24 protein-coding genes and 1 pseudogene are annotated in these 26,985 nt (G+C 69.1%); 13 read left to right on the plus strand and 12 right to left on the minus strand.

Features of this window, described 5'->3' with window-relative positions:
* Positions 1 to 15: 15 nt before the first annotated feature.
* Positions 16 to 2,091, minus strand: a complete 2,076-nt coding sequence (locus tag ACFP2T_RS18205) for a glycoside hydrolase family 36 protein (RefSeq protein ID WP_377423196.1) — start codon at positions 2,089 to 2,091, stop codon at positions 16 to 18.
* On the minus strand, positions 2,088 to 2,420 hold the full coding sequence (locus ACFP2T_RS18210) for a class II D-tagatose-bisphosphate aldolase non-catalytic subunit (protein WP_377423199.1): 333 nt from the start codon (positions 2,418 to 2,420) through the stop codon (positions 2,088 to 2,090). The genes ACFP2T_RS18205 and ACFP2T_RS18210 overlap by 4 nt, the downstream gene beginning before the upstream one ends.
* A 182-nt stretch (positions 2,421 to 2,602) precedes the next feature.
* Here ACFP2T_RS18210 and ACFP2T_RS18215 point away from each other — a divergent pair, with 182 nt between their 5' ends.
* The 5 genes from ACFP2T_RS18215 (at position 2,603) to ACFP2T_RS18235 (ending at position 8,327) form a co-directional block, all read left to right on the plus strand.
* A complete protein-coding gene (locus ACFP2T_RS18215; RefSeq protein WP_377423201.1) occupies positions 2,603 to 3,391 on the plus strand; it encodes a GntR family transcriptional regulator in 789 nt (262 codons plus the stop codon).
* 434 nt (positions 3,392 to 3,825) lie between these two features.
* Positions 3,826 to 5,127, plus strand: a complete 1,302-nt coding sequence (locus ACFP2T_RS18220; RefSeq protein ID WP_377423203.1) for a D-tagatose-bisphosphate aldolase, class II, non-catalytic subunit — start codon at positions 3,826 to 3,828, stop codon at positions 5,125 to 5,127.
* The gene (locus ACFP2T_RS18225; protein WP_377423205.1) at positions 5,124 to 6,275 is read left to right on the plus strand and encodes an SIS domain-containing protein; all 1,152 of its coding nucleotides are present in this window, start codon (positions 5,124 to 5,126) and stop codon (positions 6,273 to 6,275) included. Before ACFP2T_RS18220 ends, ACFP2T_RS18225 begins: the two co-directional genes overlap by 4 nt.
* Positions 6,276 to 6,373: 98 nt before the next feature.
* Entirely contained in the window at positions 6,374 to 7,351 is a 978-nt protein-coding gene (locus ACFP2T_RS18230; RefSeq protein WP_377423207.1) for an N-acetylglucosamine kinase, read from the plus strand.
* Positions 7,352 to 7,361: 10 nt separating this feature from the next.
* Complete coding sequence (locus ACFP2T_RS18235; protein WP_377423209.1) at positions 7,362 to 8,327, plus strand: DMT family transporter; 966 nt, start codon at positions 7,362 to 7,364, stop codon at positions 8,325 to 8,327.
* Between the two features lie 209 nt (positions 8,328 to 8,536).
* Here the strand turns inward: ACFP2T_RS18235 and ACFP2T_RS18240 are convergent, their stop codons facing one another.
* Positions 8,537 to 9,301 (minus strand): GNAT family N-acetyltransferase, encoded by a 765-nt coding sequence (locus tag ACFP2T_RS18240; RefSeq protein WP_377423210.1) that lies wholly within the window; start codon positions 9,299 to 9,301, stop codon positions 8,537 to 8,539.
* 24 nt (positions 9,302 to 9,325) lie between these two features.
* A complete protein-coding gene (locus ACFP2T_RS18245) occupies positions 9,326 to 9,691 on the minus strand; it encodes a DUF1330 domain-containing protein (protein ID WP_377423212.1) in 366 nt (121 codons plus the stop codon).
* Positions 9,692 to 9,826: 135 nt separating this feature from the next.
* Between ACFP2T_RS18245 and ACFP2T_RS18250 the strand changes: the two genes are divergently transcribed.
* The gene (locus tag ACFP2T_RS18250; protein WP_377423214.1) at positions 9,827 to 10,420 is read left to right on the plus strand and encodes a TetR/AcrR family transcriptional regulator; all 594 of its coding nucleotides are present in this window, start codon (positions 9,827 to 9,829) and stop codon (positions 10,418 to 10,420) included.
* Positions 10,421 to 10,526: 106 nt separating this feature from the next.
* On the opposite strand, the gene ACFP2T_RS18255 is transcribed toward ACFP2T_RS18250, so the two are convergent.
* Positions 10,527 to 11,876 (minus strand): glycoside hydrolase family 6 protein, encoded by a 1,350-nt coding sequence (locus ACFP2T_RS18255; protein ID WP_377423217.1) that lies wholly within the window; start codon positions 11,874 to 11,876, stop codon positions 10,527 to 10,529.
* Between the two features lie 275 nt (positions 11,877 to 12,151).
* Positions 12,152 to 13,195 carry a saccharopine dehydrogenase family protein gene (locus ACFP2T_RS18260; RefSeq protein ID WP_377423219.1) on the minus strand — a complete coding sequence of 348 codons (1,044 nt, stop codon included), beginning with the start codon at positions 13,193 to 13,195 and terminating at the stop codon, positions 12,152 to 12,154.
* A gap of 101 nt (positions 13,196 to 13,296) precedes the next feature.
* Here ACFP2T_RS18260 and ACFP2T_RS18265 point away from each other — a divergent pair, with 101 nt between their 5' ends.
* The 3 genes and pseudogenes from ACFP2T_RS18265 to ACFP2T_RS18275 all read left to right on the plus strand — a co-directional run bounded on the left by ACFP2T_RS18265 (position 13,297) and on the right by ACFP2T_RS18275 (position 16,519).
* On the plus strand, positions 13,297 to 14,244 hold the full coding sequence (locus ACFP2T_RS18265; protein WP_377423221.1) for a helix-turn-helix domain-containing protein: 948 nt from the start codon (positions 13,297 to 13,299) through the stop codon (positions 14,242 to 14,244).
* A 169-nt stretch (positions 14,245 to 14,413) separates the two neighbouring features.
* A pseudogene (locus ACFP2T_RS18270) lies at positions 14,414 to 14,677 on the plus strand (DoxX family protein); the annotation flags it as partial.
* A gap of 294 nt (positions 14,678 to 14,971) precedes the next feature.
* Positions 14,972 to 16,519, plus strand: a complete 1,548-nt coding sequence (locus tag ACFP2T_RS18275; RefSeq protein ID WP_377423223.1) for a methionine--tRNA ligase — start codon at positions 14,972 to 14,974, stop codon at positions 16,517 to 16,519.
* 192 nt (positions 16,520 to 16,711) lie between these two features.
* Here the strand turns inward: ACFP2T_RS18275 and ACFP2T_RS18280 are convergent, their stop codons facing one another.
* Both ACFP2T_RS18280 and ACFP2T_RS18285 read right to left on the minus strand, forming a co-directional pair.
* Positions 16,712 to 17,689, minus strand: a complete 978-nt coding sequence (locus tag ACFP2T_RS18280; protein ID WP_377423225.1) for a DUF4304 domain-containing protein — start codon at positions 17,687 to 17,689, stop codon at positions 16,712 to 16,714.
* 48 nt (positions 17,690 to 17,737) lie between these two features.
* On the minus strand, positions 17,738 to 18,166 hold the full coding sequence (locus ACFP2T_RS18285) for a GNAT family N-acetyltransferase (protein ID WP_377423228.1): 429 nt from the start codon (positions 18,164 to 18,166) through the stop codon (positions 17,738 to 17,740).
* Positions 18,167 to 18,309: 143 nt separating this feature from the next.
* Here ACFP2T_RS18285 and ACFP2T_RS18290 point away from each other — a divergent pair, with 143 nt between their 5' ends.
* From ACFP2T_RS18290 to ACFP2T_RS18300, 3 genes are all read left to right on the plus strand, one after another.
* Positions 18,310 to 19,182 carry a class I SAM-dependent methyltransferase gene (locus ACFP2T_RS18290; protein WP_377423231.1) on the plus strand — a complete coding sequence of 291 codons (873 nt, stop codon included), beginning with the start codon at positions 18,310 to 18,312 and terminating at the stop codon, positions 19,180 to 19,182.
* A gap of 367 nt (positions 19,183 to 19,549) precedes the next feature.
* Positions 19,550 to 20,443: an aminoglycoside phosphotransferase family protein gene (locus ACFP2T_RS18295; RefSeq protein WP_377423233.1), complete on the plus strand. Its 894-nt coding sequence runs from the start codon at positions 19,550 to 19,552 to the stop codon at positions 20,441 to 20,443.
* Positions 20,444 to 20,603: 160 nt separating this feature from the next.
* Entirely contained in the window at positions 20,604 to 21,050 is a 447-nt protein-coding gene (locus ACFP2T_RS18300) for a DUF5980 family protein (RefSeq protein WP_377423236.1), read from the plus strand.
* A 62-nt stretch (positions 21,051 to 21,112) separates the two neighbouring features.
* On the opposite strand, the gene ACFP2T_RS18305 is transcribed toward ACFP2T_RS18300, so the two are convergent.
* Together ACFP2T_RS18305 and ACFP2T_RS18310 are read right to left on the minus strand one after the other, a co-directional pair.
* Positions 21,113 to 21,826, minus strand: a complete 714-nt coding sequence (locus ACFP2T_RS18305) for a VOC family protein (protein ID WP_377423238.1) — start codon at positions 21,824 to 21,826, stop codon at positions 21,113 to 21,115.
* Positions 21,827 to 21,871: 45 nt separating this feature from the next.
* Positions 21,872 to 23,095 (minus strand): chymotrypsin family serine protease, encoded by a 1,224-nt coding sequence (locus ACFP2T_RS18310; RefSeq protein ID WP_377423240.1) that lies wholly within the window; start codon positions 23,093 to 23,095, stop codon positions 21,872 to 21,874.
* A gap of 537 nt (positions 23,096 to 23,632) precedes the next feature.
* Between ACFP2T_RS18310 and ahcY the strand changes: the two genes are divergently transcribed.
* Positions 23,633 to 25,093, plus strand: a complete 1,461-nt coding sequence (ahcY, locus tag ACFP2T_RS18315) for an adenosylhomocysteinase (RefSeq protein WP_377423243.1) — start codon at positions 23,633 to 23,635, stop codon at positions 25,091 to 25,093.
* A gap of 84 nt (positions 25,094 to 25,177) precedes the next feature.
* Here ahcY and ACFP2T_RS18320 read toward each other — a convergent pair whose 3' ends face one another.
* Complete coding sequence (locus tag ACFP2T_RS18320) at positions 25,178 to 26,443, minus strand: serpin family protein (RefSeq protein ID WP_377423246.1); 1,266 nt, start codon at positions 26,441 to 26,443, stop codon at positions 25,178 to 25,180.
* Positions 26,444 to 26,599: 156 nt separating this feature from the next.
* Entirely contained in the window at positions 26,600 to 26,923 is a 324-nt protein-coding gene (locus ACFP2T_RS18325; RefSeq protein ID WP_377423249.1) for a hypothetical protein, read from the minus strand.
* Positions 26,924 to 26,985: the final 62 nt, after the last annotated feature.

Here is a 26,985-nt window from a genome sequence, read left to right on the forward strand (position 1 = left end):
CACGACACAGTCGGGTCAGCCGATGGGCTCGGCCACGATGAGCTGGAACTTCTCGAAGGTCAGCCGCACGGTGTTGTGCCTGGCATCGACGGTGCCGAGGGAAACGCCGTTGAACGGGTCGGTCAAGCGGTACCGGGACCGGCCCAGACCGCGCAACTCGACCGAGCCGTCCCATTGGTCGGCGTAGAAGGCGTAGTGCAGGGTGCCGTCCTTGGTCACGACATGCGCCTCGGGCTTGTCGAACCCGATGTCGTACAGCTCGCCCCGGTACTCGCCGGTGGGCAGCATGTTCTTGTTGTACAAGCTCACCCATTTGCGCCAGAGAACATCCCTTTCCGGGGTGAGCACGTTCTCATCGTCCGGGCCCGCCGGATAGGTGAACTTGGTCGACAGGACGGCGCCCACGCCGTAGCTGGACGCGAAGTCGTCGCCGCCGTCGCTCAGTTCGACATGGTCGCCGGCGTAACTGCCGCCCTGAGCCATCATCGCCTTCATCGTCTTGCCCTTGCTCCGGACCTGGTACGACGACGTCGGGTCCGAGCCCGGGTACTGGTCGATGTAGGGCAGGTTGTGGAAGGCGAAGGCGGTGCCGCAGGGGCAGAGCTCGACGACCGCGTTGTGGTTCGCCTTGTGCGCGGCCTCGTACACCGCCTTCCAGAACTGTGCCAGGCCCTCGGTCGATTCTTCGGGGCGGGCGTGCCCGTGCGCCGGGTTGTAGCAGGGGGTGACGCCGTTGAGGTGCTGCCCGTCGATCTTGAGGCCCTCGTAGCCCCAGTCACGGATGAACGTCGTCACCTGCCGGACGAAGTAGTCCACCGTGGGCTGGTACGCCGGGCACAGCGTCCAGGCATTCCACCAGGTCACCCGCTGCATCTTGCCGTCGCGGTCCAGCAGGAGCATGTCGGGGCGTTGCTTGAACAGGTTGCTCTCGGGATCCGCCGCCAGCGGGGCCCACCACAGACGCGGCCGCAGGCCGGCGTCCCGGATCTGCTTGGTGAAGGCTCGCATGTCCGCCTCGCCCCGCGGGAACTTCTGCAGGTTGATGTCCCAGTCGCCCTCGTTGGTCTGCCAGCCGTCGTCGAGCCCCGCCCACTTCAGGCCGACCTCACGCACCTTGGGGAGAGTTCCGATGACCTGCTCGACGGTGAAGTTGCGCTCGTAACCCCAGGCGCACCAGATGGATTCGTAGGCGGACTTCGGCGTCTTGGGGGCACGCAGGCCGATGTCACTCATGTAGTCGCGGTAGCGCTGGAGCGGCACGAAGTGGTCGCCCGGGAGGGCCGTCAGGAACGTGGTGTCGGTGGTCAGCTGCTGGCCCGGCTTCAGGGTGCGGGGGGTGTCGCCTTCGACGGCGATGCTCGCTCCGTTGGCGGTCTTGCGAACCGGTAGGCGCAGGATCCTCGCCACGGGCTCGACGTGCCCGACGGACAGGCCCGCGCCCGGACGCCACACGGACGCCATCGGCGTGCCACCGCCGTAGTCGGACGAGTCCATCCCCAGCGAGTTCTTCTGGTCGAACTCGTCCGTCACCGGCTGCACCCAGTCGCGACGGTCCTCATAGGTGGTACCCGAGAAGGTGTAGAAGCCGCCGGGCCTCTCCAGGACCTCGTGGGCTCCGCTGCGCCACCCGGTGACCTTCAGGTCGGCACGGGACGTGTTGGTGTAGGTCACCTTCATCACGATCATCCCGGTCAGACGCTGGAAGGAGGTCAGCTCCACCGTCTTCCGCACGCCGGTCCTGGACTCGCCCCGGACGGTCACCTGGACGCCTGCGCCGTGCCGTGAATGCTTGGTCTTGCGGGTCTCGTGTCCGCGGTAGGTGAACTCGTCCACAGTCGTATCGCCCAGCAGCAGGGCTTCGCTGGCGTCGAAGCGCGTGACGTTGACGCCCTTCAGGGCCACCCGAGTGTGCAGTTTGTCGTCGAACTCCACGGTGATGGAGGTGTCGCCGACCCCGACGACATCGGGACCACGGTTCGGTGCGGCGGCTGCGGGTGTGGCGCCCACACCCGCGGTCACGGCAGGGACGGCGGCCAGACCGGCGCCCCCCAGTGCCAACTTCAGTACGGTCCGCCGCTTCATGTCGGTCATGTCAAACTCCCCTTCGAGCTTGTCGCGCAGCTCTGACGACCAGGCCGCGCCGTTCGCTCGTCGCTGTAGATCATCAAGATCGAGCCAGCTCGAACGTGCCGATACGTTCTGCAGTGTCGAAAGACGAGGTCACGGAAATCCGACGGCTGGCCCGGGCAGCCGCCGAGTTGGTCGACCTGGTTCGACGTCGCATCCAACAGCAGCGGGGCGCCATCGTCGCAGGACCGCGACACCGCCGCCTCGATCACCAGTGGATACACAGACCAGACCAATGGGATACCAACTGCCGACCCGGATTGCTGGCCCGACAAGTTCGAGCAGAAGCTCACTCATAGGGCACTCCCCGTTCGCTGCGGGATGGTCTGCTCGACGAACGTAAGTGGTATATTATTGGCTTGTCAATGGCCGGTTCCCGGTAGTTTTTGGTTTGGTCGCCGTGGCCTAGGCCGAGGCGGTGGGCCGCCTCCGGGCCTGGCCTCAGGGATCGATCGAACTGGTATGGTTGGCTGGTATGACTGTTGCGAGGACGCGGACGCCCCGTGGCCTGTTCGCCGACGGCACGCTTCCGCTGTACGAGCGCACCGCCGGGCAGCTGCTCGACGATCTGCGCGCCGCGGGCGCCGGTGTCGGCGACCGGCTGCCCTCCGAGCGGGCGCTGGCGACCCGGTACGCGGTATCACGCGTGACGCTGCGAGCCGCCCTCGCCGACCTGGAGGCGCGGGGCATCGTGCGACCGTCGTCCACGCGCGGGTGGTTCGTCGCCGACCTCGACCAGTTCCCTGACCCGGCGATGGCGTCCACCGCGGCAGCCCCCCAGGTGCAGGGCCTCGCCGACTTCGCCCGCGTCAACGGTTTGACGCCGAGCAGCCGGGTTCTCTCCGCCACGGTTCGCCCGGCAACGGTGTCCGAGGCCGAAGAACTCCGCATCGCCCCCGGCGCCGACCTCTTCGAACTCCACCGATTGCGTTTCCTCGACGACCTGCTGGTCGTACTCGAGCACAACCGGCTCCCGTTGGCGGCCTGCCCGGCCCTGGCCGGGACCGACTTCAACACCGACTCGCTGTACGCCACCCTGCGCGCGGCGGACCCGCCGCAGCTGCCGGCGGTTGCCGACTACTCGGTCGAAGCCCGCCACCCCACGTCACGAGAGATCGAGCTTTTCAAGATCGGCGACACCATGCCGATGCTCGTCGCGACCCAGCTGACCTTCAACCAGGCTGGCCGCCCGATCGAGCTGACCATCCAGGTCTACCGGGGGGACCGCTACCGCTTCCGGGCGTCCATCACCAACCGGCCCTGATCAACGATCTTTTCCGCACCGTCCTGAGTGGTCTCTGGCGATCGCCGGTCCACGGCGCGCTCGCCGGTTCACCGGCGGCCGCCGGTCGGTGGCCAGGAGCATTGCGCGCAGCACCAGGTCACTGGCTGGGCGGCGGTCACCCGCGACCGCGCAGCCGGAGCAGGCAGTTGGTCCGTTGAGGTAGCGCCGCCGCCGCATCTCTAACAGTTCGGCGTCGGCTGCGGCGCGGAGGATTCGGACTCCGCGATCGACCGAGGGCGTATCCGGGATTTCCAGGACCACGGCGTGGATGGCGAGGCCGCGCGCCGTGGCGGTGGTCGGGATTCCGGGTCGACCGGGCATACCAGATTACATACCAATCAGGCAGTAGCCGGCCAGATCGAATACCAGTAGGGTCCATAACCAACTTAGGAACGCCGAGGAGGAACCGCCCCGTGAGTAACCCGCTCGACACCGTCGTCGCCCTGCACAAACAGGGGGAACCGGTCGGCATCACGTCGATCTGCTCCGCCCATCCACTGGTCCTGCAGGCCGCGATGGCCCAGGCCCGGGAAGACGGCGACCTGGTGTTGATCGAGGCGACCTCGAACCAGGTCGACCAGACCGGTGGCTATACCGGTATGCGGCCCACGGACTTCCGCGACCTGGTGTACCGGGCCGCCGACCATGCCGGACTGCCTCGGCAGCGGGTCGTGCTCGGCGGCGACCACCTGGGCCCGAACCGGTGGCGTTCGTTGCCGGCGGAGCAGGCCATGGCGCACGCCGACGTGCTCGTGGCGGCGTACGTCGAGGCCGGCTTCACCAAGATCCACCTCGACTGCAGCTACCCCTGCGCGGACGACCAGACCCCGTTGACCGACGAGGTGATGGCCGCCCGCGCCGCCCGGATGCTCGCGGTCGCCGAGAAGACCGCCGCCGCGACGGGGCGGGCCGGGGAACTCCGGTACGTCATCGGCACCGAGGTCCCGGTTCCCGGCGGCGCCGAGGAGACGATCGAGGAACTCCTACCCACCACCGCCGAGTCGGCCCGCAGCACCCTGGCCCGGCACCGGGCGGCCTTCGCCGGGCAGGGCCTCGAGCACGTGTGGCCGCAGGTGATCGCCCTGGTCGTGCAGCCGGGCGTCGAGTTCGACCACCTCCGGGTGGTGGACTACGACCGGGACCGCACCAAGGATCTGCAGCGGGTCCTGGACGACGAGCCGACGATGGTCTTCGAGGCCCACTCCACGGACTACCAGACCGCCCCGCGACTCGCCGCCCTGGTCGAGGATCACTGGGCGGTGCTCAAGGTCGGGCCCGGCCTGACCTTCGCCCTGCGGGAGGCCCTGTTCGCGCTGGCCGCGATCGAGGCCGAACTCGTCGCGGAGCACGACCGCTCGAGCCTGCCGGAGGTGGTCGAGCAGCGAATGCTCGCCGAACCCGGGCAGTGGGCGAAGTACTACACCGGCGACGCCGCCGAGCAGCGCCTGGCCCGGCGGTACAGCTACAGCGACCGGATGCGCTACTACTGGCCGGACCCGGAGATCCAGGCCGCCGAGCGGCGCCTGCTGGCCAACCTGAGCGACCGGGACATCCCGCTGCCGCTGCTCAGCCAGTACCTGCCCGACCAGTACCAGCGGGTCCGCGACGGCACCCTCGGCAACCACCCCGTCGAGCTCGTCCTCGATCGCATCCGCGACGTCCTGCGCGGCTACCGCCACGCGTCCACCCCGTCGCAGCGGCGGCGGGCAGCATGAGCACCCTCCTCCACGACCCTGACTACCTGCGCCGGCGCGGCGCCGTCGACACCAGCCGCGAAATCGCGCAGCAGCCGACCGTGTGGCGCCAGATCGGCCGGATAACGGCCGAGTCGGGTGCGGCCACCGCCGCGTTTCTGAAGCCGCTGCTCGAACGGCCCGACCTGCGCATCGTCCTCACCGGCGCGGGCACCTCGGCGTACGTTGGCGAGGTGCTGGCGCCGTCGCTGCGCCGGCGGCTGGGCCGCCGCGTGGACGCCGTCGCCACCACCGACATCGTGGCCGACCCGCTGGCCTGCTTCGCCGAGGATGTCCCGACACTGCTGGTGTCGTTCGCCCGCTCCGGTGACAGCCCGGAAAGCGTCACCGCGACCGAGCTGGCCAGCCAGGTGCTGACCGACTGCTGGCACCTGGTGGTGACCTGCAACGAGCGGGGCCGGCTCGCCAGCCAGCACGCCGACCGGTCGAGCTTGCACGTGCTGCTGCTGCCCGAGGCGGCCAACGACCGGGGCTTCGCGATGACGTCCAGCTTCACCGGCATGGTGCTGGCCGGCCTGCTGACCCTGGGTGGCCGCGACGAGGGCATGGTGGAACGGCTCGCCACCGCGGCCGAGCAGGTCCTGGCCACCCGGCCGGCCGCGGCGGCCGACCTCGCCGCCCGCGGTTACTCCCGGATCGTCTACCTCGGCAGCGGCACCCTGCACGGCCTGGCCCGGGAATCCGCCCTGAAGGTCCTGGAGCTGACCGCCGGCCGCGCGGTGGCCCTGGCCGAGTCCGCCCTGGGCTTCCGACACGGACCGAAATCCGTGCTCAACGACCAGACCCTGGTAGTCAGCTACGAGTCCAACGACCCATACACCAGCCAGTACGACCGCGACATGGTGGCCGAGCTGCTGCGGGTCATCCCGGAGCGGAACCTCGTCACCGTCACCGGCCACGTCGGGCAGCCAGCCAGGGACAACGCCTGGACCCTGCCCGGCATCGAGGACGTGGACGACGCCGCGCTGGCGCTGCCCGCCGTGATCTGCGCGCAGCTGATCGGCCTGCACTTCTCCCTGGCGCTCGGAAACACCCCCGACAATCCCTTCCCCGGCGGCGAGGTCAACCGGGTCGTCCAGGGCGCGATCATGCACCGCCTGCGCCGCTAGCCCGCGGCCAGGCCAACGACAGGTTCAGATCAGGGCCATCCCGGCCCGGACGGCGACGGAGCTGACGTCAGCAGTGACGCCAGACGGAGGTGAGACACATGTTCCTCGGCGTGGACGGCGGCGGCACCAAGACCGCCTTCTGCCTACTGAGGGCGGACGGCGCGATCGTGGCCCAGGCCACCACCGCGAGCAGCTACTACTTCAGCGAAGGCATCGACCTGGTGACCCAGGTCCTCAAGGAGGGCATCGGCGCCGTCTGCGCGACGGCCGGCGTCACCCCGGCCGACATCGACTTCGCGTTCTTCGGGATTCCGACCTACGGCGAGGTCAGCGACGACATCGCCACCCTCGACGCGGCGCCACGGCAGGTCCTCGGCCACGACCGGTACCGGGTCGACAACGACATGGTCTGCGGCTGGTCCGGCTCGCTGGGCGCCGCGGACGGCATCAACGTGATCAGCGGCACCGGATCGATGACCTACGGTGAACGTGCCGGTCGCGGCCTGCGGGTCGGCGGCTGGAGCGAACTGTTCGGCGACGAGGGCTCGGCGTACTGGATCGCCATCCGCGGCCTGCAGGCGTTCTCCCGCATGAGCGATGGTCGACAGCCCGCCGGTCCGCTCCTGGATGTCCTGCGCGACCACCTGGAGTTGTCCGCGGACCTGGATCTGATCGACGTCGTGCTGAACCGGTGGCAGGGCGACCGCGGCAAAATCGCGGCGCTGAGCCCACTGGTCACCCGCGCCGCCGACCAGGGCGACGAGGCGGCCGCGGCGATCCTCGCCGAGGCCGGCCGGGAACTCGCCCATCTGGTGGAAACCACCCGTGGCCGACTCGGCTACCCCGTCGATGAGCAGGTGCTGGTCTCCTACTCCGGCGGCACGTTCAACGCGCGACAGGTGCGCGAGGGATTCCGACAACACCTGCACACGCTGCACGACGGGTACGACCTTCGTCAGCCCATGTATTCGCCGGTCGTCGGCGCGGCCCTCTACGCCGCGAAACAGGCCGGCAGCCCGCTGAGCACCGACGCGCTCGAACACCTCCGGACCACCCCGATCGCCACCGCTGCCTGAGGAGGCGCAGATGCCAACGACTGTTTCACGCATCAGCCGTAGCTGGATCCCCTACGCGGGACTGCTCGTGCTGTTCTGGGGCGTATGGGGAGCCTTCTCCGCCGTCCCGACCTCCGACTACGGCTACCCCGACGGCATGGTCTACGTCGTCTGGTCCCTCACCATGATCATCCCAGCCGTCGCCGCGCTGCGCGGCAACCGGCTGGACCGCCGCCCGATCGCGGTCGTGTACGGCCTGCTGGTTGGCCTGACCGGCGCCGGCGGCCAGCTGCTGCTGTTCAAGGCGCTCACCATCGGCCCGGCCTACCTGATCTTCCCGCTGATCGCGCTGTCTCCGGCGATCACCGTGCTGATGGCCATGGTGCTGCTGCGTGAACGCATCCCACGGCTCGCCATGCTCGGCGCGGTCGCCGCGCTGGTCGCGGTCGTGCTGTTCAGCGTCAGCGACGGCGACGGTTCCGCCACCGGTGGAACGTGGTTGCTCCTGGCCATCGTGGTCTGCGTCGCCTGGGGTGTGCAGGCCTACTTCATGCGTAAGGCGGCCACGGTCGGCGTCAACGACGCCACCACCTTCACCTGGATGACGATCAGTGGTCTGCTGCTGGCACCGATCGCCATCTGGATGGCCGGCGGCCTGGCGCTGGACGCGCCCTGGCAGGCGCCGACCCTCGCCGCGGTCACCCAGCTGCTCAACGCCGTCGGCGCGCTGTTCCTGGTGATGGCGTTCAGCCGGGGCAAGGCCTCGATCGTGGCCCCCACGACCAACGCCCTGGCGCCCGTACTGACCGTGATCCTCTCGCTGATCGTCTACCAGAAGGTGCCGTCGGTCTACGCCACGATCGGCATCCTGCTCGCCATCGTCGGTTCCACCCTGATGGTCTACGCCGACGAGAAGCGCGGCGAAGCCGCGGCGGCGAACGTGGCCGGCCCGGTCACGGCCGACCGGGGCGGCGCGCCGGACGTCGCCGTACCGTAACCGCCAGACCGAACCCGACGGCCGCCGGTCCGGACCCAGTCCGGACCGGCGGCCGGCTTTGTGGTCCACGACGATCGTGGCCTACGGCAGGTGGGCTCGGATCCCGGATCGGTCAGGCCGTGGTCACGGCCGGACCGCGCGGCCGTGCGTCCCCGCCGCCACAGACCGCCGCCCCCGAGCCGTACGGTCAGCGATGCCGCATACGCGGTCTACCCGGTAAAGATCCGCCAGTTCTCCGCGATCCGGAATCCCATGTCCTGGTAAAGGGGAACTCCGAGCGGGCTGGCGTGCAGGAACGCGGTGCGCGCCCCGGCCGCGTACGCCTCACGTAGGACCGCCGCCGTCGCCACCCTGCCGTAGCCGCGCCGCCGGGACGACGGGGGAACCGCGACGTTGAACACTCCCACCAGGTCGTCCACGAGAACGCCGAAGGAGGTCGCCACCGGCACGCCATCCACCTCGGCGATGTAGGCACGCATCGAGGGATGATCCATGACAGCCGGCGAGCTGAAGATGGCGAAGATCTCCACAGGACCCTCGTAACCAGCGGCCATCACTCGCTGGTACAGATCGCCCTCGGCACCCGAGACCCTGCGTACCACCGGATCGGCGACGGGGACCTCCGTGTCGCGTTCCGAGAGTTCTTTGATCATGAACGGTAGCGCCATCGTCTGTCCGAACCCGTGGTGTGCGACCGTACTCGCGATCTGGTCGGCCGCCCGCTCGTTCCGTACCTGGATGCTCCAGGCCACCGCCTTCAGTCTCGGGGAGGCGGCGAAGGCTGCCACCTCCTCGACGTCGGCCTCACGGCGGATACTGATGACACCGTTCAAGAACGGCATCGGCGCACCGGTGACAAGTTCGGAAGTGCCGTGTGCGCCCACCCGGTGAAAGCCGCCCGGCTGGACCTCCGCCAACATCGCGGCCGATGTCATCCACGCCTGTGCGGCGGTGTCGACATGATCCCGTGTCACGTCCGTCTCCACGCGAGGCACCCCTCAGTTCGAGGTGCCGGAGGCGGCAGCGATCGCGGCCCGGACCTGTTGGGCGAAGCCGGCCACGGTGAAGTCCGGCCCGACGCTGTCGACCAGAATGAGGTCGCTGATCGCGTTGTCGACGCGCAACGGCAGGATCGCCTGGTATTCCGGCGAGTTGTACCAGTTCTCGGCGGCGGTGCGGTCGGGGAACTCCATCAGGACCACCGAGCCGGGCCAGGCTCCCTCGACCACGGTCGCGTCACCCTGGGCCAGCCACTTTCCGCCGTACGGCGCCACGGTGGCCTCGACCTGTTCGAGGTAGGACAGCCCTTTCTCGTTCGGGACGCCCCCGGGGATGCGCAGGTGGTTGATCAGGTACGTGGTCATGTGCGGAAACCTTTCGGGTTGCGTTTGGATGATGGATGTAATCTAACTTGCGTCAAGCGAAGCCGGGTCAATTAGATGATCGGTGTAATCTAAATCTCGCCGTCGTGGCCCACTCCACTGAAACGGAGACCGGTGATGGGGAGAGCATCCCGCGTAGACGCAGCCAAACACCGCGAGGACGTGGTCAACGCCATGGCGAGGTTGCTACGCGAGCGCGGCCCCGCCGGGGTGAGCGTCCAGGACCTGATGCTAGCCGTGGGGCTCACCCACGGCGGCTTCTACAAGCATTTCAGCTCGAAGGACGAGCTGGTCGGCATCGCCACCGAGGCGGCGTTCGACGAGATCCGGGCCGCGCTGACCCGGATCGGCGAAGACGAGCCGGACCGGACGCGCGCCCGATCCGAAGTAATCCGGACGTACCTCTCCGCCGAGCATCGGGACGCACCGGGGACCGGCTGCGCCAACACGGCGCTGGCCGGCGACGCCGCCCGGTCCCCGGCGGACAGCCCGTTACGCGGGTCCTATGTGGCGGGCCTGGAAGATACGCTGGAGCAACTCGCGAAGTTGGAACATGCCCCGAGCCACGGGTCCGAGGAGCCGTACCGGCGGGCGGTCGCCGACCTCGCCACCATGGTCGGGGCGCTTACCCTGGCCCGCGCAACCAGCCGGACACCGCTGTCGGACCAGATCCTCCAGATCGTCCGCGAAGCCCTTGACCCCGGTCGGTAGCCCCGTCGCCGACCATCGGCTCAGCTGGACCCTGTGCCGGGATCCGCGCCAGCGAGGACGCGGGACGGCTCAGGCGTCCAGGCCATCGAACCTCGGGGAGCGGCTGTCACAGCGGCGGCCAGGCATTGGCCAGCAGCTGGCGGAAGTGCGCCGGGAACCACTCTCCGAACGGCGGGGCGCCCGGCAGCGCTCCGGTCGGGTACGGGGAACCGCGCGGCGGGTTGTAGTACGGGTCGCACATCGGCTCGTACGGCTGACCGAGACCCGGCTGGCCACTTGCACCGTCGGACCCGCCGGGCGGTTTGACCCACACGTAGGCGTCGATCCCGGGTTCCGGTTCGGTGGCCGGCCGCTGGCCGAGGCCGGAGCCCGCCTGGTTGCACCAGTTCCCGACGAGCGCCCGCCGATCGATCCGGCTGCTGTCGACGTACTGGTTCAGATCGTGCCGGGTCGCTGGCCCGGTGGGTCGGGCCGGGCCGCCCCAGCCGTTGCGGGAGGTGTCGACCAGCACACTCGCCTCCGGGGAGAAGCCCCTGCCGGCCAGCAGTTCGCGCATGTGTCGCGCGTACGGCACCTCGTCGACGAACGGGTTCCAGTCGACCCACTTCGACAGGTGCACCGGCTGGCCGTTGACGACGTCGTCGGCGCGGAAGTACTCCTCGCGCAGCACGGAGTAGTTGGCGGTGTTGGCGACGAAGCCGTGCACGTTCGCCACCGTGCTGCCGGCCGTGGTCGCGGCCTGGAGCAGCAGCGCGGTCATCGGACCGGAGTTGTCCGGCCAACCGAGTTCACCGTGGTGACTGATGTCCAGGTACGGGTAGACGCCGGGTACGGCGCCGAGCCGGGCCAGGGCGTACCCGATCCCGTACAGGTAGGTGCCGCGCGCCAGCACCGCCTCGCAGGCCGGGGTGGCGGTGTACCGAGAACCGGTGTTGACCACCAGGTTGGCCAGCGAATTCGGCTCGACGAAGGCGACGATCCGCAGGCTGGCGTAGCGGGGAGCGGCGAGGATCTCGACGATCGGATCGATGAACTCCGCCCGGTACCGGACGATTTCCTCGATCGACAGTTCACCCTGCGGGGCCCGCCGGCCACAGTCGCGGGCCGGCAGGTTGTAAATGGTCAACTGGACGAGTTCGGCGCGCTGCGCCACGGCGGCGTCCAGATGCTCGCGCAGGCCCATCGCCTCGTCCGTCCCCTCGATGGCGGCGATCCGGTCCAGCCAGACGGCGGTCGGCTGGCCGGCGACCACGTGGCCGCCGGGCTCGGCGGCGGCACGGTCGGCCCACTCGGGGTTCACGTAGACCCGGGCTCCGGCGTACGGGTTGTCCACCCTGTCCGGCGGATCGGCCGCGCCCGCCGGACCGGCACCTACCAGCGCCCCCGCGACGAGGACGGACACGGCGACGGCGAGGACCGGGCGGACCCGGGCGGACCCGCATCCAGAACGTCGCATGGTCATGATGGTGGCTCCTCAGACCCGGGGTCGGCGCCGGCTCAGCGCGGCTACCGGCCCGGTCCCCTTGTCCGGCCGGACGGCACCGCGACCCGACAGCCGCCGCTATTCATTCATATGTTTCGATCTATCATGCCACCGTCCCGCGTCGTTCGCGCATGATTTGTCGACCTGTCAGCGCTCCGCGAAATCGGCCACGTCCGGCGGCGCTGTCGCCGTGAGTCGTCGCTGTCGCGGCGCCGCAGATCTTCCAGGAAGAGGCACGGATCGCCCGGTCAGCCGCGTGTCTCGAGCGGAACGTGCATCGACAGCTGCGAGGACAGGGCGTGGAGGAAGTCCGGGGCATCGAAGACCGCGCCCGCGGAGGCGACGCCGGTGGTCCTGGTCCGGCCGGTGAGGATGCGGTCGACGGCCTCCACCGCGAGTGGCGCGCTGACGGCGTAGATGTCCTGACCTGCGGCGACCACGCGGCGTTCCGCGCCGCCGGCACGAACGAGGACGTCGACGACGAAGGTCTGCGCGGAGCGGCCGCGCTCGTCGACGGCCGACGGTGCCGAGGCGTCGGGAGCGGACAGATCCGCGGCCGCCCTGGCGGTCATGTAGGTGCGCACCTCCGTGACGGCCAGGTGGCTGGGAATGGTGACGACGTCGGCCATGGTGAACTCTCCGATGACACTCTGGGGGCCGAGCGGAGCGGGGAAGGGCCACTCCAGGGTCGACACGGCGTCGTCGTGGTACTCCAGCCGTCCGCCGCTGTATCGGACACGGCGGCCACCCCGTCGCTGCCCCGAGATCGTGCCCGAAGCGAGCGTTCCGGCAGTGGGGTGCCAACTGCTCAGGCCGTAGGCGATGTGCGCCTCGTCCGCCGCCGTCCACTCCCCCATCGCGGTGGTGACCAACAGGTCGCCGAGGCCGCCGTAGAAGGCCATCGCCGGGACCACCACGATGCCCGCGGCGCGGGCGGGCTCCGCGAAGTGCGCGAAGGTGTCAAGGTTCGCCTCGATCTCGGCCGCCACGTCGACGTACGGGATGCCGGCGCGCAGCGCCGCCTCGACCAGCGGGGCGGCGGTCGTGGCGAAGGGCCCGGCGCAGTTGATCACGGCCGCCGCTCCGTTCAGCGCGCGGTCGAGCGAGGCCGGATCGTCGACCGATGCCTGTCGCGCCTCGAACCCCGGTTGGGCCTGCGCCAGCGCCAGCAGTTTGTCCTGGTCTCGACCGCGGAGCAGCGGGACGTATCCGCGCTCGCGCAACTCCGCGACCACGAACTGCCCGGTGTGCCCGTAGGCGCCGAATACCGCCACGTTCCGATCCGATCCCATGCCTGCTCCCGCGTGCTCGAAGTGATCCACTGCGGAAATCCTGTCGCTGTCGGCCTATCGGTGCCAGTGTCCGGAACGACATGACCCGTACAATTCCCGACATGATCTCTGTCCCGCGCTCCGTCGCGGTCGCCGCCACCGACGGCATGCTGCACTTCGAGTTGGCCCTGGCCTACGAGGTGTTCGGCTCCGCCCCGGCCGCCCTGCCACCGCCCTGGTACGACGTCAGGGTGTGCGGCACCCACGCCGTCCGGGTCGGCCGGTTCCTGCTGGAGCCGGACTGCGGGCTCGACCAGCTGGCGCACGCCGACACCGTCATCGTCCCCGCCCTGGCGGACGTCGCCGAGGACCCGCCGGCCGACCTGGTCGAGGCGGTGCGCGCGGCCCACGAGTCAGGGGCGCGGGTGGTCTCCCTGTGCACGGGCGTGTTCGTGCTCGCCGCCGCCGGCCTGCTGGACGGGCTGTGCGCGACCACGCACTGGGCGCACACCGACGAACTGGCCGCGCGCTATCCCCGGGTGAAGGTCGACCCGGACGTGCTCTACGTCGACAACGGCAGCGTGCTCACGTCCGCGGGCAAGGCCGCGGCGATGGACCTGTGCCTGCATCTGGTCCGCCGCGACCACGGCTCGGCGATCGCCAACGTGGTCGCCCGCCGCCTGGTCGTGCCGCCCCACCGGGCTGGTGGCCAGGCCCAGTTCGTCACCACACCGGTGCCCGCCCAGGACGGTCATCCCCTGGCCGAGCTGCTCCCGTGGGTGATGCGGCGGCTGGACCAGCCACTCACGGTGGAGGACCTGGCCCGCCAGGCGAACATGAGCTCGCGCCACCTGGCCCGCCACTTCCACTCGGTAACCGGCACGACCCCGCTGCAGTGGCTGCTGACGCAGCGGATCCGCCGCGCGCAGGAGTTGTTGGAGACCACGGACGACAGCGTCGACACCATCGCCTCGACCGCGGGCATGGGCACGGCGACGACGCTGCGCCGCCACTTCCACCGCACGGTCGGCGTACCGCCGGACGCCTACCGCCGCACGTTCCGGGCGTGAGGCCGCGGTCCGCGCCTTCCCGGCCCTCGGCCGTCGCGCCGACCAAAGGGCCACCAGCCCAGGTCGCATGAGCAGGTACCCAGACGACAGGATCCGGGCCGCCGGGATGGCCTTCGACTCATGACCGACGCGGAGGACAACTGCCGCGCACTCGTCTGCCGTGCTCCGCCCAAAGGCCCAGGCGGACATGAAGCGGATACCACGGTCGTGGGTACCGGTGTTGGGCGTCTTACTGGCGGCCGGCTCGTTGGGGCTCCTGGCCGGATTCGCCGTGCCGCTGCTGGGCACACTCGCCGCTGTTGGCCTCGTCCTGTACTTCCTCGGCGCGCTCGTCGCGCACCTGCGAGTGGGTTCCCGCCAGCTCGTGGGATGGGCCGTGTTCTTCTCAGTCGCGGTGGCCACGTTGGCCGTGAACCTGGGCTACCACCTGTGATCCGTACGGGCAGTTGCCAGAAACCGGCCAGCGTATCCGCCGCCCGGGCGAGCCGAGTCGGCGTACGGACCGGGCCGGACGGGCTAACCAGCCCTACCGGGTCACCGGGGCGGAGTCCGAATGGAAGTATCATGGCACGCGTCATCGATCGATCACTACGATTCGCGGCGGTATGGTGGGCTGTGCTCCTGGTCCGACCGAAGAGCCGGAATTGAGTGGACTGCAGTCCGCACACCGCACCCTCAGCCAGCTAGCCGCGAGGTGCGATGCCGACAACGGCCGCGAAGAGGGGTCATGCCAGCCACCGCGTATGTGTCCACCACGATCCCCTATGTGAACGCGCGCCCGCACCTCGGGCACGCGTTCGAGTACGTCCAGGCGGACTCGATCTCCCGGCATCTCACCATGACGGGCCGTGAGGTCTACTTCCTCACCGGCTCGGACGAGAACAGCCTGAAGAACGTGCTGGCCGCCGAGAAGGCCGGCATGACCACGCAGGCCCTGGTCGACCGCAACGTGAGTTACTTCGAGGAGCTGTTGGCCTCCCTCGGCGTCGGGACGACCGCATTCATCCGCACCAGCATCGACCCGCACCACCTGGCCGGGGCGGCGGAGATCTGGCGTCGGCTCGATGCCAACGACGACATCTATGCCAAGGACTACGCCGGCCTGTACTGCGTCGGCTGCGAGCAGTTCTACGAGCCGTCCGACCTCGTCGACGGGAAGTGCCCCGAGCACCTCGTCGAGCCGGAGTTGGTGAGCGAGCGCAACTACTTCTTCCGGCTGTCCCGCTACGGCGACCAACTCGCCGAGGCCATCGAGTCGGGCCAGCTCCGGGTCCACCCGCAGACCCGGCTCAACGAAACGCTCGGTTTCATCCGCAGCGGCCTGGCCGACATCAGCATCTCCCGGTCGGCCAGCCGGGCACGCGGCTGGGGCATCCCGGTTCCCGGTGATCCGAGCCAGGTCATGTACGTCTGGATCGACGCGCTCACCAACTACATCAACACGTTCAACTGGCTGCATGACGACCCGGGCTACCACCGTTACTGGGCCGACGCCGAGCGCCGCATCCACGTCCTGGGCAAGGGTGTGCTGCGATTCCACGCCGTCTACTGGCCGGCCATGCTGCTCGCGGCCAAGCTGCCGTTGCCGACCGACGTCATGGTGCACGGATACATCACCAACGCCGGCCAGAAACTGAGCAAGTCTCTCGGTAACGCGATCGACCCGGAGGAGCTGGTCGCCACCTTCGGGCAGGACGCCGTCCGGTACTACCTGCTGGCCGAGTTCTCCCCGTTCGGCGATGGCGACTTCGCCGAGGAGCGCCTGGTCGCCCGCTACAACAACGATCTCGCCAACGGCGTCGGCAATCTCGTCAGCCGGCTGACGTCGATGGTGGAACGGTACCGGGGCGGGGTGGTCCCGGCGCGGGGCGGGGCCGGCGACCTTGAGGCCGACCTGGAGTCCCGGACCGCCGACGCCGTCCGCGACAGTGTGGCCGCGATGGAGCGGTTCGACCATCGGGAGGCGCTGGCCCGGATCGGCGAGTTGGTCCGGCGCAGCAACGCCTACGTCGGTGACCGGGCACCCTGGCACCTGGCGAAGGCGGCCGACACCGGTGACGAGGACGCGGCCCGGACGCTGGACGCCGTGCTGTACTGCGGCATCGACGCCGTACGACGCATCGCGATCCTGCTGCGGCCGTTCATTCCTGCCGGCACCGGCCGGCTGCTCGGCGCGGTCGGCGAGGACCCGGCCGCGAGCCTCGACTCGCTGACCGAACTGGCCGGTCGTAAGGTCGTCAAGGCAGGTCCGATCTTCCCGAGGATTGAGTTGTGAGGTGCCGGAGCGACCGGCCCGGGCTCGTCTCCGTCGAGCGGGAGCCGTCGGACGGCCCAGGTGTATCCGGCCAGGACGTTGGTGGCAGAGAAAGGCTCCACCTGGCCGGATCACGGATGGTGATGGCGCCCGACGGTCGACCCGCTATGTCAGCGGTACGAGGACGCATCCCAATCTGGGGTTCCTGACTGGCTACAGCAGGTCTAGCAGGGTTTCCATCCGGGTGGCCAGGATCTGCGCCATGGCTCCTTCCACGCGGACGCTGACGGCCGTGCCGCCCGGCGATCGGGCCAGCTGAACCGTCAGCGGGGGCATGCCCATGAGCGGATACCGGAACCAGGCGTCGGCTGACTCGTCGCTCGTGTCGTCCAGCGCTCCGGTAAGCGCCGCCTCATCAAGGTCGTCGTACGCGTAGCCGACGTACCCGCTGATCCGTCTCAGCAACTGGACGATGTTGTCCTCGGCCACCCGTCCCTGGACGGCCCGCTCCGCATCCGGCGCGCCTTGGCTGTGAACACCGCGTGAGCCGGACTCATGGTGTGACCGCGGGCGAGCACGGAGAAGCTCGCCGGGCGCGGGTTCGTAGGAGTTGGCCACGTAGTCCCGGATCATCCTTACCGCGGCCGGTTCGCCCGCGGACAACAGGCGTTCGAGTTCTTCGGAAGGGCCCTTCTCGGCCAGGAGCCAAGCCCGCACCCGCCAGGCGCCACCTCGGAAGAGCTCGGCGGCATCCACGAAGAGTGTGTCCCTGTCCAACATCTGGAGGAGTTCAGGCAACGCTTCGTCAACACGTCGCCGGACATGTTCCGACACCTTGGCAAGCGTCGCTCGGTCTGTGATCCGCCACTGATCGCCCCCCGACAGCGTGGTGAACCCGATCCGGTGAGACCAGATACCGTGAAGACTTCGGGGAAGCTCGGAACCGGGAAGCCCGAGGCGACGCCGGCGACTCTGCCAATGCGGAGCCAACACCAGCGCTACGTTGATGTAGAAGGCCTTCTCGGTCCTGGTGGAGTACGCCGACGACTGCAGCTCGACGACGAACACGTCCCCGTCCCGGGAGAATCGGCGGAAAACTCGAGCGCCCCTGGCACGTTCGAAGCCGTATCCGGCAAGCTGCTCGGCGAGGCCCTCGACGAAGGTACCGAACAACGACCGCACACTCGTCACAATGTTTCCTCAGCTCTCGCAGACCGGCCTGGCAGATCGGCGAAGCGCTCACCACCAGTTTGTCAGCACGATAACGTCGTCGCGGCGCAACTCCGAACGCTCAACGAGCCCCGCCTTGCGCGCGACTTTGAGGGATGCGGCGTTGTACTCTCTGGCACGGGCCGCGACCGGGAGACGGGGGCTCAGTCTCTCGGCGACTGCGAGCGCCTCCCGCGCCAATTCGGTGGCATATCCCTTGCCCCAGGCCTGTGGCGCGAAGCGGTAGTAGAGATTCCAGCACGAGCGATCGAGGCGGGTGTAGCCGTCGCCACCAGGTCCGAATTGCGAGCCGTCGCTGAGCATGACGCCGGTTTCGGCGAGGATCCGCGTGGCCGGGTCCGGGCCGAGTATGCGCGTGTCGAGCCAGGCGAGGTAGGTGCCTTCGACATCGCCGCTTCGGCCCGCCTCGAACATCGCCAACGCTGCACGCACCAGCACCGCTCGCCGCTGCGCCGTCCAGAAATGCCACCGATTCGGCCGCGAGGGTGTAAGCAGGGAGTACCCGGGTCAGCGCGAAGGCAACTTCGACGCAGGGCCGACTACGACGGCAAGACCGACGCAACTACCGACGAGAGGCAGTGATGTCTACTCCGCTCCGGGCGAGCCGCACCGCTGTGCTGGTCTGCCAGGGTCGCGCCGCCGCGGATGGCCTGATCGCACCTGGCCGCTTCGCCGACCCGACGGCCCTGCGCCTTCTGCGACCGGACGAGCGTGAGAGCGTCCAGTGGGTACGCGAGGCAGTCGTACCCCGACATTGGCAACAGCGGGTCGACTACGAGTCGGTGCGGGCCAGCGCCGAGATGATGGTGCCGCGAACCGTCGCCATCGACGACGCCATTCGCAGCCATCCCAGCTCTCAACTGGTGATTCTCGGCGCCGGACTGGACGGCCGCGCCTGGCGTATGCCGGAACTCGCCGATGTGGCGATCTTTGAGATCGACCAGCCCGCCTCGCAGCAGGACAAGCGCGACCGCGCGGCTGGCCTGTCCGGGAGCCCGCCGACGTACGTCCCGGTGGACTTCGGCCGTGACCGGCTGGACCAGGCGCTAGCGGCTGCCGGCCACCGAGCGGATCAGGCCACGACCTGGGTCTGCGAGGGTGTCGTCCCCTATCTGACCAGGGTGCAGGTCGCCGCCACCGTCGGCGCGGTCGCCACCTGCTCAGCCCCGAGCAGCCGGCTGATCGTCAATTTCCAGGTGCCTGCCATATCTGCGAGCATCGGCCGCCTCGCGGCCAGGGCGCTGACAGCGTCCACCGGCCGCACCAGCGTCTGGGCCCACGAGCCGTGGCGCTCGACCTGGACACCCGCCGCGATGGCAAGCCTGCTCGTCCGGCACGGCTACACCGTTACCCGCGACGAAGACCTGCTCCAGGCGGCGGAAGCACTGACAACACCGACCCGCCACCGCAGAGCGCTCGGCAATGGTCGGGTAATGGTCGCCGATCGGGCCTGACACTCCGGCGCACCAATCCAAGCCACTCTCCTGAGCCGACGCATTCGACCGGCCGGACGCCGCAACGTGCTGCCTGGCCGCGGCTGCGGGCTACCGACGTAGAGCGCGGGCGTGGGGCCCAGACACCGATCGCGGCGCGTCCTCGGGGATTGGTCAGCCGCGACCGTCCATAATCGAGGGATTCCGCCCTCGGTTCCGCACCACCTCAACCCGCAGCCCAGCCGGGGTCAACGTTCGGGCTGAGGCAGCTATAGGCTTCGCTCAGGTGGCGAACCGTCGTTCGAGTCCATAATTCGGTTCCCTTGTCAGACAAGGATGTTCAGTGAGCAACACACCGCATCTCGGTCCCGCGCCACAGCGCATCCCCGTGGACGCGGATCAGGTGCGTCGGCTCGTCGCCGGCCAGTTCCCGCAGTGGGCCGGGCTCCCGGTTCGGCCCGTAGCCAACGGTGGCTGGGACAACTGGACCTTCCACCTCGGTTCGGGGATGTCGGTGCGTCTGCCCAGTGCAGCCGAGTACGCCCTGGCGGTCGACAAGGAACACCGGTGGCTTCCGGCGCTCGCCCCCCAACTCCCGCTACCCATCCCCACCCCACTGGCGAAAGGTGAGCCCGGCGCGGGTTACCCCTACTGGTGGTCGGTCTACCCATGGCTCGATGGCGAGCCTGCGAGCGCGGACCGTATCGCCGACCCCGTCCGGTTCGCGGTCGACCTGGCCGGGTTCCTGGCGGCCTTGCAGGCCGTCGACACCACTGACGGTCCCCGCCCCGGAAAGCACAACTGGTTCCGGGGCGGCACGCTGCGCACTTACGATGGTCAAGCCCAGCGCGGGCTCACGATACTCGACGGCCACATCGACATCGACCTGGCTCGCGAGATCTGGCAGAGCGCGCTGGACGCCCGCTGGGACGGTGTGGAGAACTGGTTCCATGGTGACGTCGCCCAGGGAAATCTCCTGCTCGTCGACGGGAGGTTGGCAGCTGTCATCGACTTCGGGACATGTGGCGTGGGCGATCCGGCCTGTGACCTGGCAATCGCGTGGACACTGCTGACCACCGACGGCCGGCAGGCGTTCCGGGAGCGGCTGTCCGTCGACGAGGCGACATGGACGCGCGGGCGCGGCTGGGCCCTCTGGAAGACGCTCGCCACCTGCGCCTACACGATGGGCGATGCCGACGAGTCGGCCGCGAACGCGCTGCGCATCCTCGGCGAGATCTTCTCTGAATACACGGCCGGCGCCGTCATCAAGCCCAAGCCATAACAGCCACCACGTCCGGCAAGCCCGAGCGAACGATACAAGTGGGTCAGATTATCAAAGGATTCTGAAAACGAGGCCGTAGGCTGTCGGTTCTCATGGGCGGCAATTGAGTGACGACAATGGTTTGCGCCAGCCGCCCTCAGACGAGCTTTGGGAGGCTTCGATGTTGCGATCGACCCCCGGCCTCGCCCGGCTTGCGCTCGGGCTGGTCACCGCGCTGACGCTGGCGACGATCGGCAGCCAGCCGGCCGCCGCGGCGGGTACCACCAGGTCGGCGACCACCTGGCAGCTGACGAGCATCGGACAGCGCATCTGCATTCCGGCCGGCGAGTCCTGGTGGACGTATTTCTGGATCACCCTCGACGGGGAATGGTCGACGCCCGTCGAGGTCGGAGCGAGGAACCTCCCCACCGGCACGACCACGAGCCTGCCGCATACGCCGATCCCGCCCGGATCAAGCGACGGTCACACCGCGCTCAACCTGATCGCGATGACCCTGCCACCGCTACCGTTCGGGGTGTACCGGCCGGAGCTGACGGCGTCGGACGGGGTGGAGACGCAGAGCGTCCCGGTCACGATCCAGGTTCAGGAGCACTGGGGCTGCGCCTGAGTTCGGCGGCCCGCCGATCGTGGCGCTGGTCGCCCGCCCGCTCCAGCGCGCCGCACCGCAGTTCAGCGCCGGTGGTGCACGATGTTGATCACGTTGCCGTCCGGTGCCCGGACGAAGAAGCGCCGTACACCCCATGGCTCCGTGGTCAGCGGGTGCACGATCTCGTAGCCGAGTTTCCGAGCATCCTCATAAGCACCCTCCACGTCATCCACCTGGACGGAAATGACCGGATCTTCGGGTGCGGATGCGTCGCGCGACACGAGTTGGACTATCGCACCGCTGTCGGGAGAGGTGTAGCGCGCCACCCATCCCATGTTGAACTCCTCCGTGCCCAGCCCGAGGTAGTCGGTGTAGAAGCTCTTCGCTGCCTCGATGTCAGCCACTGCGAGGTCGGCTATGACGCGGATGACGCGCATGTGGTCCTCCTGTTCGCAAAATGAATGCTCATGATTGTTCTCCGAACGCCGTGGCCTGTCGACGCGTGCACTCCGATGATCGCCGTCTTCCGCCACCCGGAAGTGGCCGTCGTGGAGATGCTTGTCGTCTCCCACGGTGGTCCCGAGCCATCCGAGGGCTGAGGCGGCCCCGGAGACGGGTGGCACGCCCGCGTCCAGCGGGGCCGGAAGCGGTGCCGCGACCGCGATGTGTGCCTTGAGCGAGCCGTCCCAGGTGTTGCGCTCGCAGCGTACGGAGAGCACGCGCCGGTGCCAGCGGACGAGTCCGGGATCGGCGAACGGGGAAACCGCCAGCCGCCAGCGGCGGGCCAGCGCGACCACGCGCGGCCCGCCGCGGATCGCCGGGGCAGCCTGTTCGGGGCTCTGCTACCTCATGACCGTCACGCCGAGGGCCTCGTCGAACAGGTCGGCGACGCTGAAGATCGAGACCGTCGCATCGTTCAGCTCGGCGTTGCCGACGTGGGTGCCGAAGGCCAGGGTACTGACGAACCAGGGGCCACCGCTGTCGCCGCTCTGTGCGATGTTGGCTGCCACCGCCACCTGCCGGTGCGAGGTGCCCCGGGAGTCGGAGACCGACACATCCAGGTCGGCGATCGTGGAGCAGCGTCGCAGGCCGGTGCTGCGGCCGAAGACACACGCCTGGTCGCCGATCATCATGTCGGCCAGGGCCCGGACGCCCGTCACGTCCCGGATCTCGTTCGAGCCGCCGAAGAAGTCGTCCGTGACAGGTACCCCGGAGGTCGTCGACCACTCGACGTCGCCGAAGTCTCCGAGGTGCTCGTCGAAGAGGTTGAGGGGATGGCGGGCGGCGCCGTGTACCGCCTGGCTGTTGTTGCAGTGCGCGGCGGTCGTCACCCCGACGAACCCGCCCGGGCTCACCGAGAAACCGGTGGTGCAGATCAGCGCGGCACCGGGGCGGGTGGTGGCCAGGCCACCGAACAGGCTCGTGTGCCGGTTGCTGGCCGGATGGTCGACGATGTCCAGATCGAGCCCGGCCCGTAGGTGTGCGGGCAGCGCGGCGGCGGTCGTCGCGGCCCGGGCGGACGTGTTCGGCGTGGCCGTGACCGTGGCCCGCACCTGACCGGAGGTGACGTCGGCGGCGGTGGCGATGGACCGGTACCCCATCGTCTTGAGGTGCCCGTGGACCGCCCTGGCCCGGTCGGCCAGCTCCTTGGACGAGTACGGCTGGTTGTCCATGATCCTGATCGGAATCCCCGACTCGGCCACCATCGTACGGACGAACTCCGGCGCCTCGCCCTTGATGAGGAACGTCGGCGCCCCGCCCGGGTCGTCGGACAATACCCCGCCGACGTACGTGTCGGGCAGTCGCTCACCCATCGCACGGTGCAGTGGGCGAACGCGCTCGGCCATCTCGTGTCGAGCGCGCGCCTGGGCCAGCGTCCACCCCCGCTCCTTCGCCAAGGTCGCCAGGTCCGCCGTCAGGGCCTCAGCCCCGGTCAGCCGGACCAACCCGACCGGATCCGGGTGCGGCCCTGCCGGCGTGGCGAAGACCGGCACCGGTTGCCCCAACGTCGCCGCCATCGCCAGCGTCACCGCGGCGGCCACGACCATCCTGGCTCTCGACCTCATCAGCACAGCCCTCCTCAGCCCGGTCCGACACATGCACTAACCTCGATCCGTCACCGTAACCGCGCCCACGGCGGTGACAGGTCTGGCTGGACATCGTTGGACAACGCTGGACACCCCGCACAGTCGGGCTGCCAGCCGTACAGCCGGGCCAGGGGCGCGAGGTCGGCAAGACCGCGCTACAGGTTCGCCACCCAGGTCGGGGTGAGCTCGGCGTCGGCGAGCTCATACGGCACCCCGGTCGGCAGCGCGTCCAGCGGACGTTCGGTCCGTACACCGGCGGCGGCCGGGGATGGGATCGATCGCGCCCTCCGCTATAATTCCTACGCGCCTCTACGAGGCGCGGCCCGGATCGAGAGGCGCTGCGACGGATCCCATCCGCCACGCTCGATCTGCGGCCAGACGCAAGGGCGCCTCCGAGCAGGAGGTGCCCTTCTTGGCATCTTCTGCCGCGCTGCGGATGACAACCGCCGCGGCGCCGTACCGGTCGGACCCGGTCCGACCGACCTCCAGGCAGTGCGGAGTACGGAAGAGGAATCCATGAACGCAAGACTGCAAGAGATCAACGGTGTCGACTTCGCGGTGGCGGACCTGTCGCTGGCCACGGCGGGACGGCACCAGATGCGCCTGGCCGAACACGAGATGCCCGGTCTGATGGCGGTCCGTCGCGAGTTCGCGCAGTCCCAGCCGCTGCGCGGGGCGCGGGTCGCGGGTTCGCTGCACATGACCATCCAGACCGCCGTGCTCATCGAGACCCTCGTCGCGCTCGGCGCGCAGGTCCGCTGGGTGTCCTGCAACATCTTCTCCACCCAGGACGAGGCCGCCGCCGCGGTCGTCGTCGGTCCCAACGGTACGGTCGAGCAGCCCAGCGGTACCCCGGTGTTCGCCTGGAAGGGCGAGACCCTGGAGGAGTACTGGTGGTGCACGATGCAGCTCTTCGACTTCGGCGACGGGCAGGGCCCGAACATGATCGTCGACGACGGCGGCGACGCCACCCTGCTCGTACACAAGGGTTTCGAGTACGAGAAGGCCGGCGCCGTGCCGCTTCCCGACCAGGACGACCACGTCGAGTACAAGCTCATCCTGCAGACGTTGGCCGCGAGCCTGGCCACCGACAACCAGCGCTTCACCCGGATCGTCGGCCAGATGCGCGGCGTCACCGAGGAGACCACCAGCGGCGTCGACCGGCTCTACCGGCTGGCCCGCAGCGGCGAACTGCTGTTCCCGGCCATCAACGTCAACGACTCGGTGACCAAGTCGAAGTTCGACAACAAGTACGGCATCCGGCACTCGCTCGTGGACGGCCTCAACCGCGCCACCGACGTGATGCTCGGCGGCAAGCTCGCCGTCGTCTGCGGCTACGGCGACGTGGGCAAGGGCGCCGCCGAGTCGCTGCGCGGCCAGGGCGCCCGCGTCGTGGTCACCGAAATCGACCCGATCTGTGCACTACAGGCGGCGATGGAGGGTCTCCAGGTCGTCGAGCTGGAGGACGTCGTGTCCACTGGGGACATTTTCATCACCACGACCGGCGGCACCGACATCATCATGGCCGAGCACATGGCCAGGATGAAGCACAACGCGATCGTCGGCAACATCGGCCACTTCGACCTCGAGGTCGACATGGCCGGGCTGGCCCGGGTTCCGGGCATCGAACGGGTGGAGATCAAGCCCCAGGTGCACGAATGGCGCTTCCCGGACGGACACTCGATCATCGTCCTGTCCGAGGGACGGCTGCTGAATCTCGGCAACGCCACCGGCCACCCGAGTTTCGTCATGTCGAACTCGTTCGCCAACCAGGCGATGGCGCAGATCGAGCTGTTCACCAAGCCGGGCCAGTACGCCAAGGACGTCCACGTCCTGCCGAAGCACCTGGACGAAAAGGTCGCCCGGCTGCACCTCGACGCGCTCGGGGTACGCCTCACCACCCTGACCAAGAAGCAGGCCGAGTACCTCGGCGTTGACGTCGAAGGCCCGTACAAGGCGGACCATTACCGCTACTGACACCAACCGAACCGGCCCGGGAGCCGTCAAAGCGGCTCCCGGGCCGGTCAGGAGCACGGCCCAGACATCAGAGTTGTGCGCGGTTCAGGCGCGTGGATCGGTGACGGCGCCGAGGAAGAGGATGGCTCCGGTCTGCTGGTCGGAGATGGTGAAGGCGAAGGGTCGGTCGACGCGGAACACCGTCTGGTCCGTCCGTGCCGAGGTGATCATCGCCCCGCCGGAGACGGCGGCGGCTTCGGTGCCGTGCTCGTCCACCCGGACGTAGGTCTTGTGTATGACCATCTCCAGCCAGGGGGCCGCCGGGGACATCGGCCGGAAGCCGGCTCTGCCAGGGGTGAACGCGGTGGACATGCCGAGCCGTCGGAGCGGGTCGGTCAGCTCGGCCTTCCAGCGCAGTTCGAAGCGCGGCAGGGCGAGTTCGTCGATGGTCTCCTCGGTGAGGCTGTCGACGGCGGCGCGCCACTGGGCGGCGTCGAGCGAGGCGACCAGGTCGGCCAGGGTTCTTCCGTCGTCGGGCAACATGATCTCCATGCCGTACCGCCCGTGCTCGCCGTAGGGCAGCCGCAGCATGCGGTAACCATCGCGCTGCGCGTAGCCGAACCTCTCGTCGGTCAGGTGCATCATCGGCACGTCGGCCGTCCCGCCGCCGGGGAGCGTGAATGGTTCCGGCCGGGTGCCGCCGGGGTCGAACCGGGTCGTCCACTCGCCGAGGAAATAGACCGCGTTGAGGAGCACCAGGACCGCATCCGGGTTGGGCAGCCCGAGATCCGCGGCGACACCGTCGATGAGCCCGTTGGTGTTCTTGCTGGCCCAGACGTCGATCTGCTCGGCAGTGTCGGGCGAACCGAGGTCGCCCTGTTCCACGGTGGCGCCGAAGGCACTGCGCAGGAGGGTCAGATAGTCCTCCTCGAGCGGCCTGCCCTCATCTGCCCAGAGCGAGTCGGCCACCGACAGTGTCACGTCGTCGGTGTCGGCCGTCTTCCGCAGCAGCGCACCGACCTCCACGTCGCGCCGGCCGGTCAGGTGCAGCACCTCGGCTATCTCGGCAGCGGTGTCGCCGTCCGCACCGGCCAGGAGCATTGCCAGCAGTACGGTCATCGACAGCGGCGCAGTGATCGTGTTCTGCCGGGCGCCGGCCACCTCGGCGAACAGGTCGAAGGCGAAGGCGTTGACCGCCTGGCTCACCGCGCGGGCCTCGCTCGGGGCAAGGTCGGCGACCAGCCGCGCGTCGATACGCGCCGCGTCGCCCGGCGGGGTAGGTGCGCCGCAACCGACCAGCAGCATCGCGCCGGTGACCAGAACCGCGCCGACGCGGACGGGCAGGGTCGCGGCACCTCGGGACGTATGCACAGCCAGACCTCCTGTCCGGCTTCGACGCTGGTCGAGTCACGGCGGTTCCGTCCCGTACCCGGCGGGGATGAGTCGATGCGGCTGACGTCGAGGAGCAGACGCCACGTCGATCGCGGCGGCGTGCCCCACGACCGGGCGTTTCCCGACGACCGACCGTCAGGCGTAGAGCACCGAGAAGTACCCCCATACGACACCGACGATCAGGCCGAGGACAGCGCCCCCCATCCCCCACCACCGGCGGCCGGACATCCTTGGCGCCAGAAGCAGCACAACGGCGTAGAGCCCCAAGGTGACGACAGACCAGAGCGCGGCAACGGGAACCCGGCCGGAGCCGCAGCCGGCCGGAGCCGGGAGCGTCATCGCGCAGATCTCGTGGCGAGGCACCGCCAGCCACCAGAACGCGCTCCAGGCCGCCACCGTCAACACCGCGCCGCCGGCGGCCAACGTCCAGAAGCTCGCCCTGCCGACCGCCCGACGCACACGCAGAACGATAGACGCGCCCCCGCATCACTGCGGCATCCATCCCATGGGACGGGTGGGCA

Source organism: Plantactinospora solaniradicis (assembly GCF_042658085.1).
Classification (GTDB): Bacteria; Actinomycetota; Actinomycetes; order Mycobacteriales; family Micromonosporaceae; genus Plantactinospora; species Plantactinospora solaniradicis.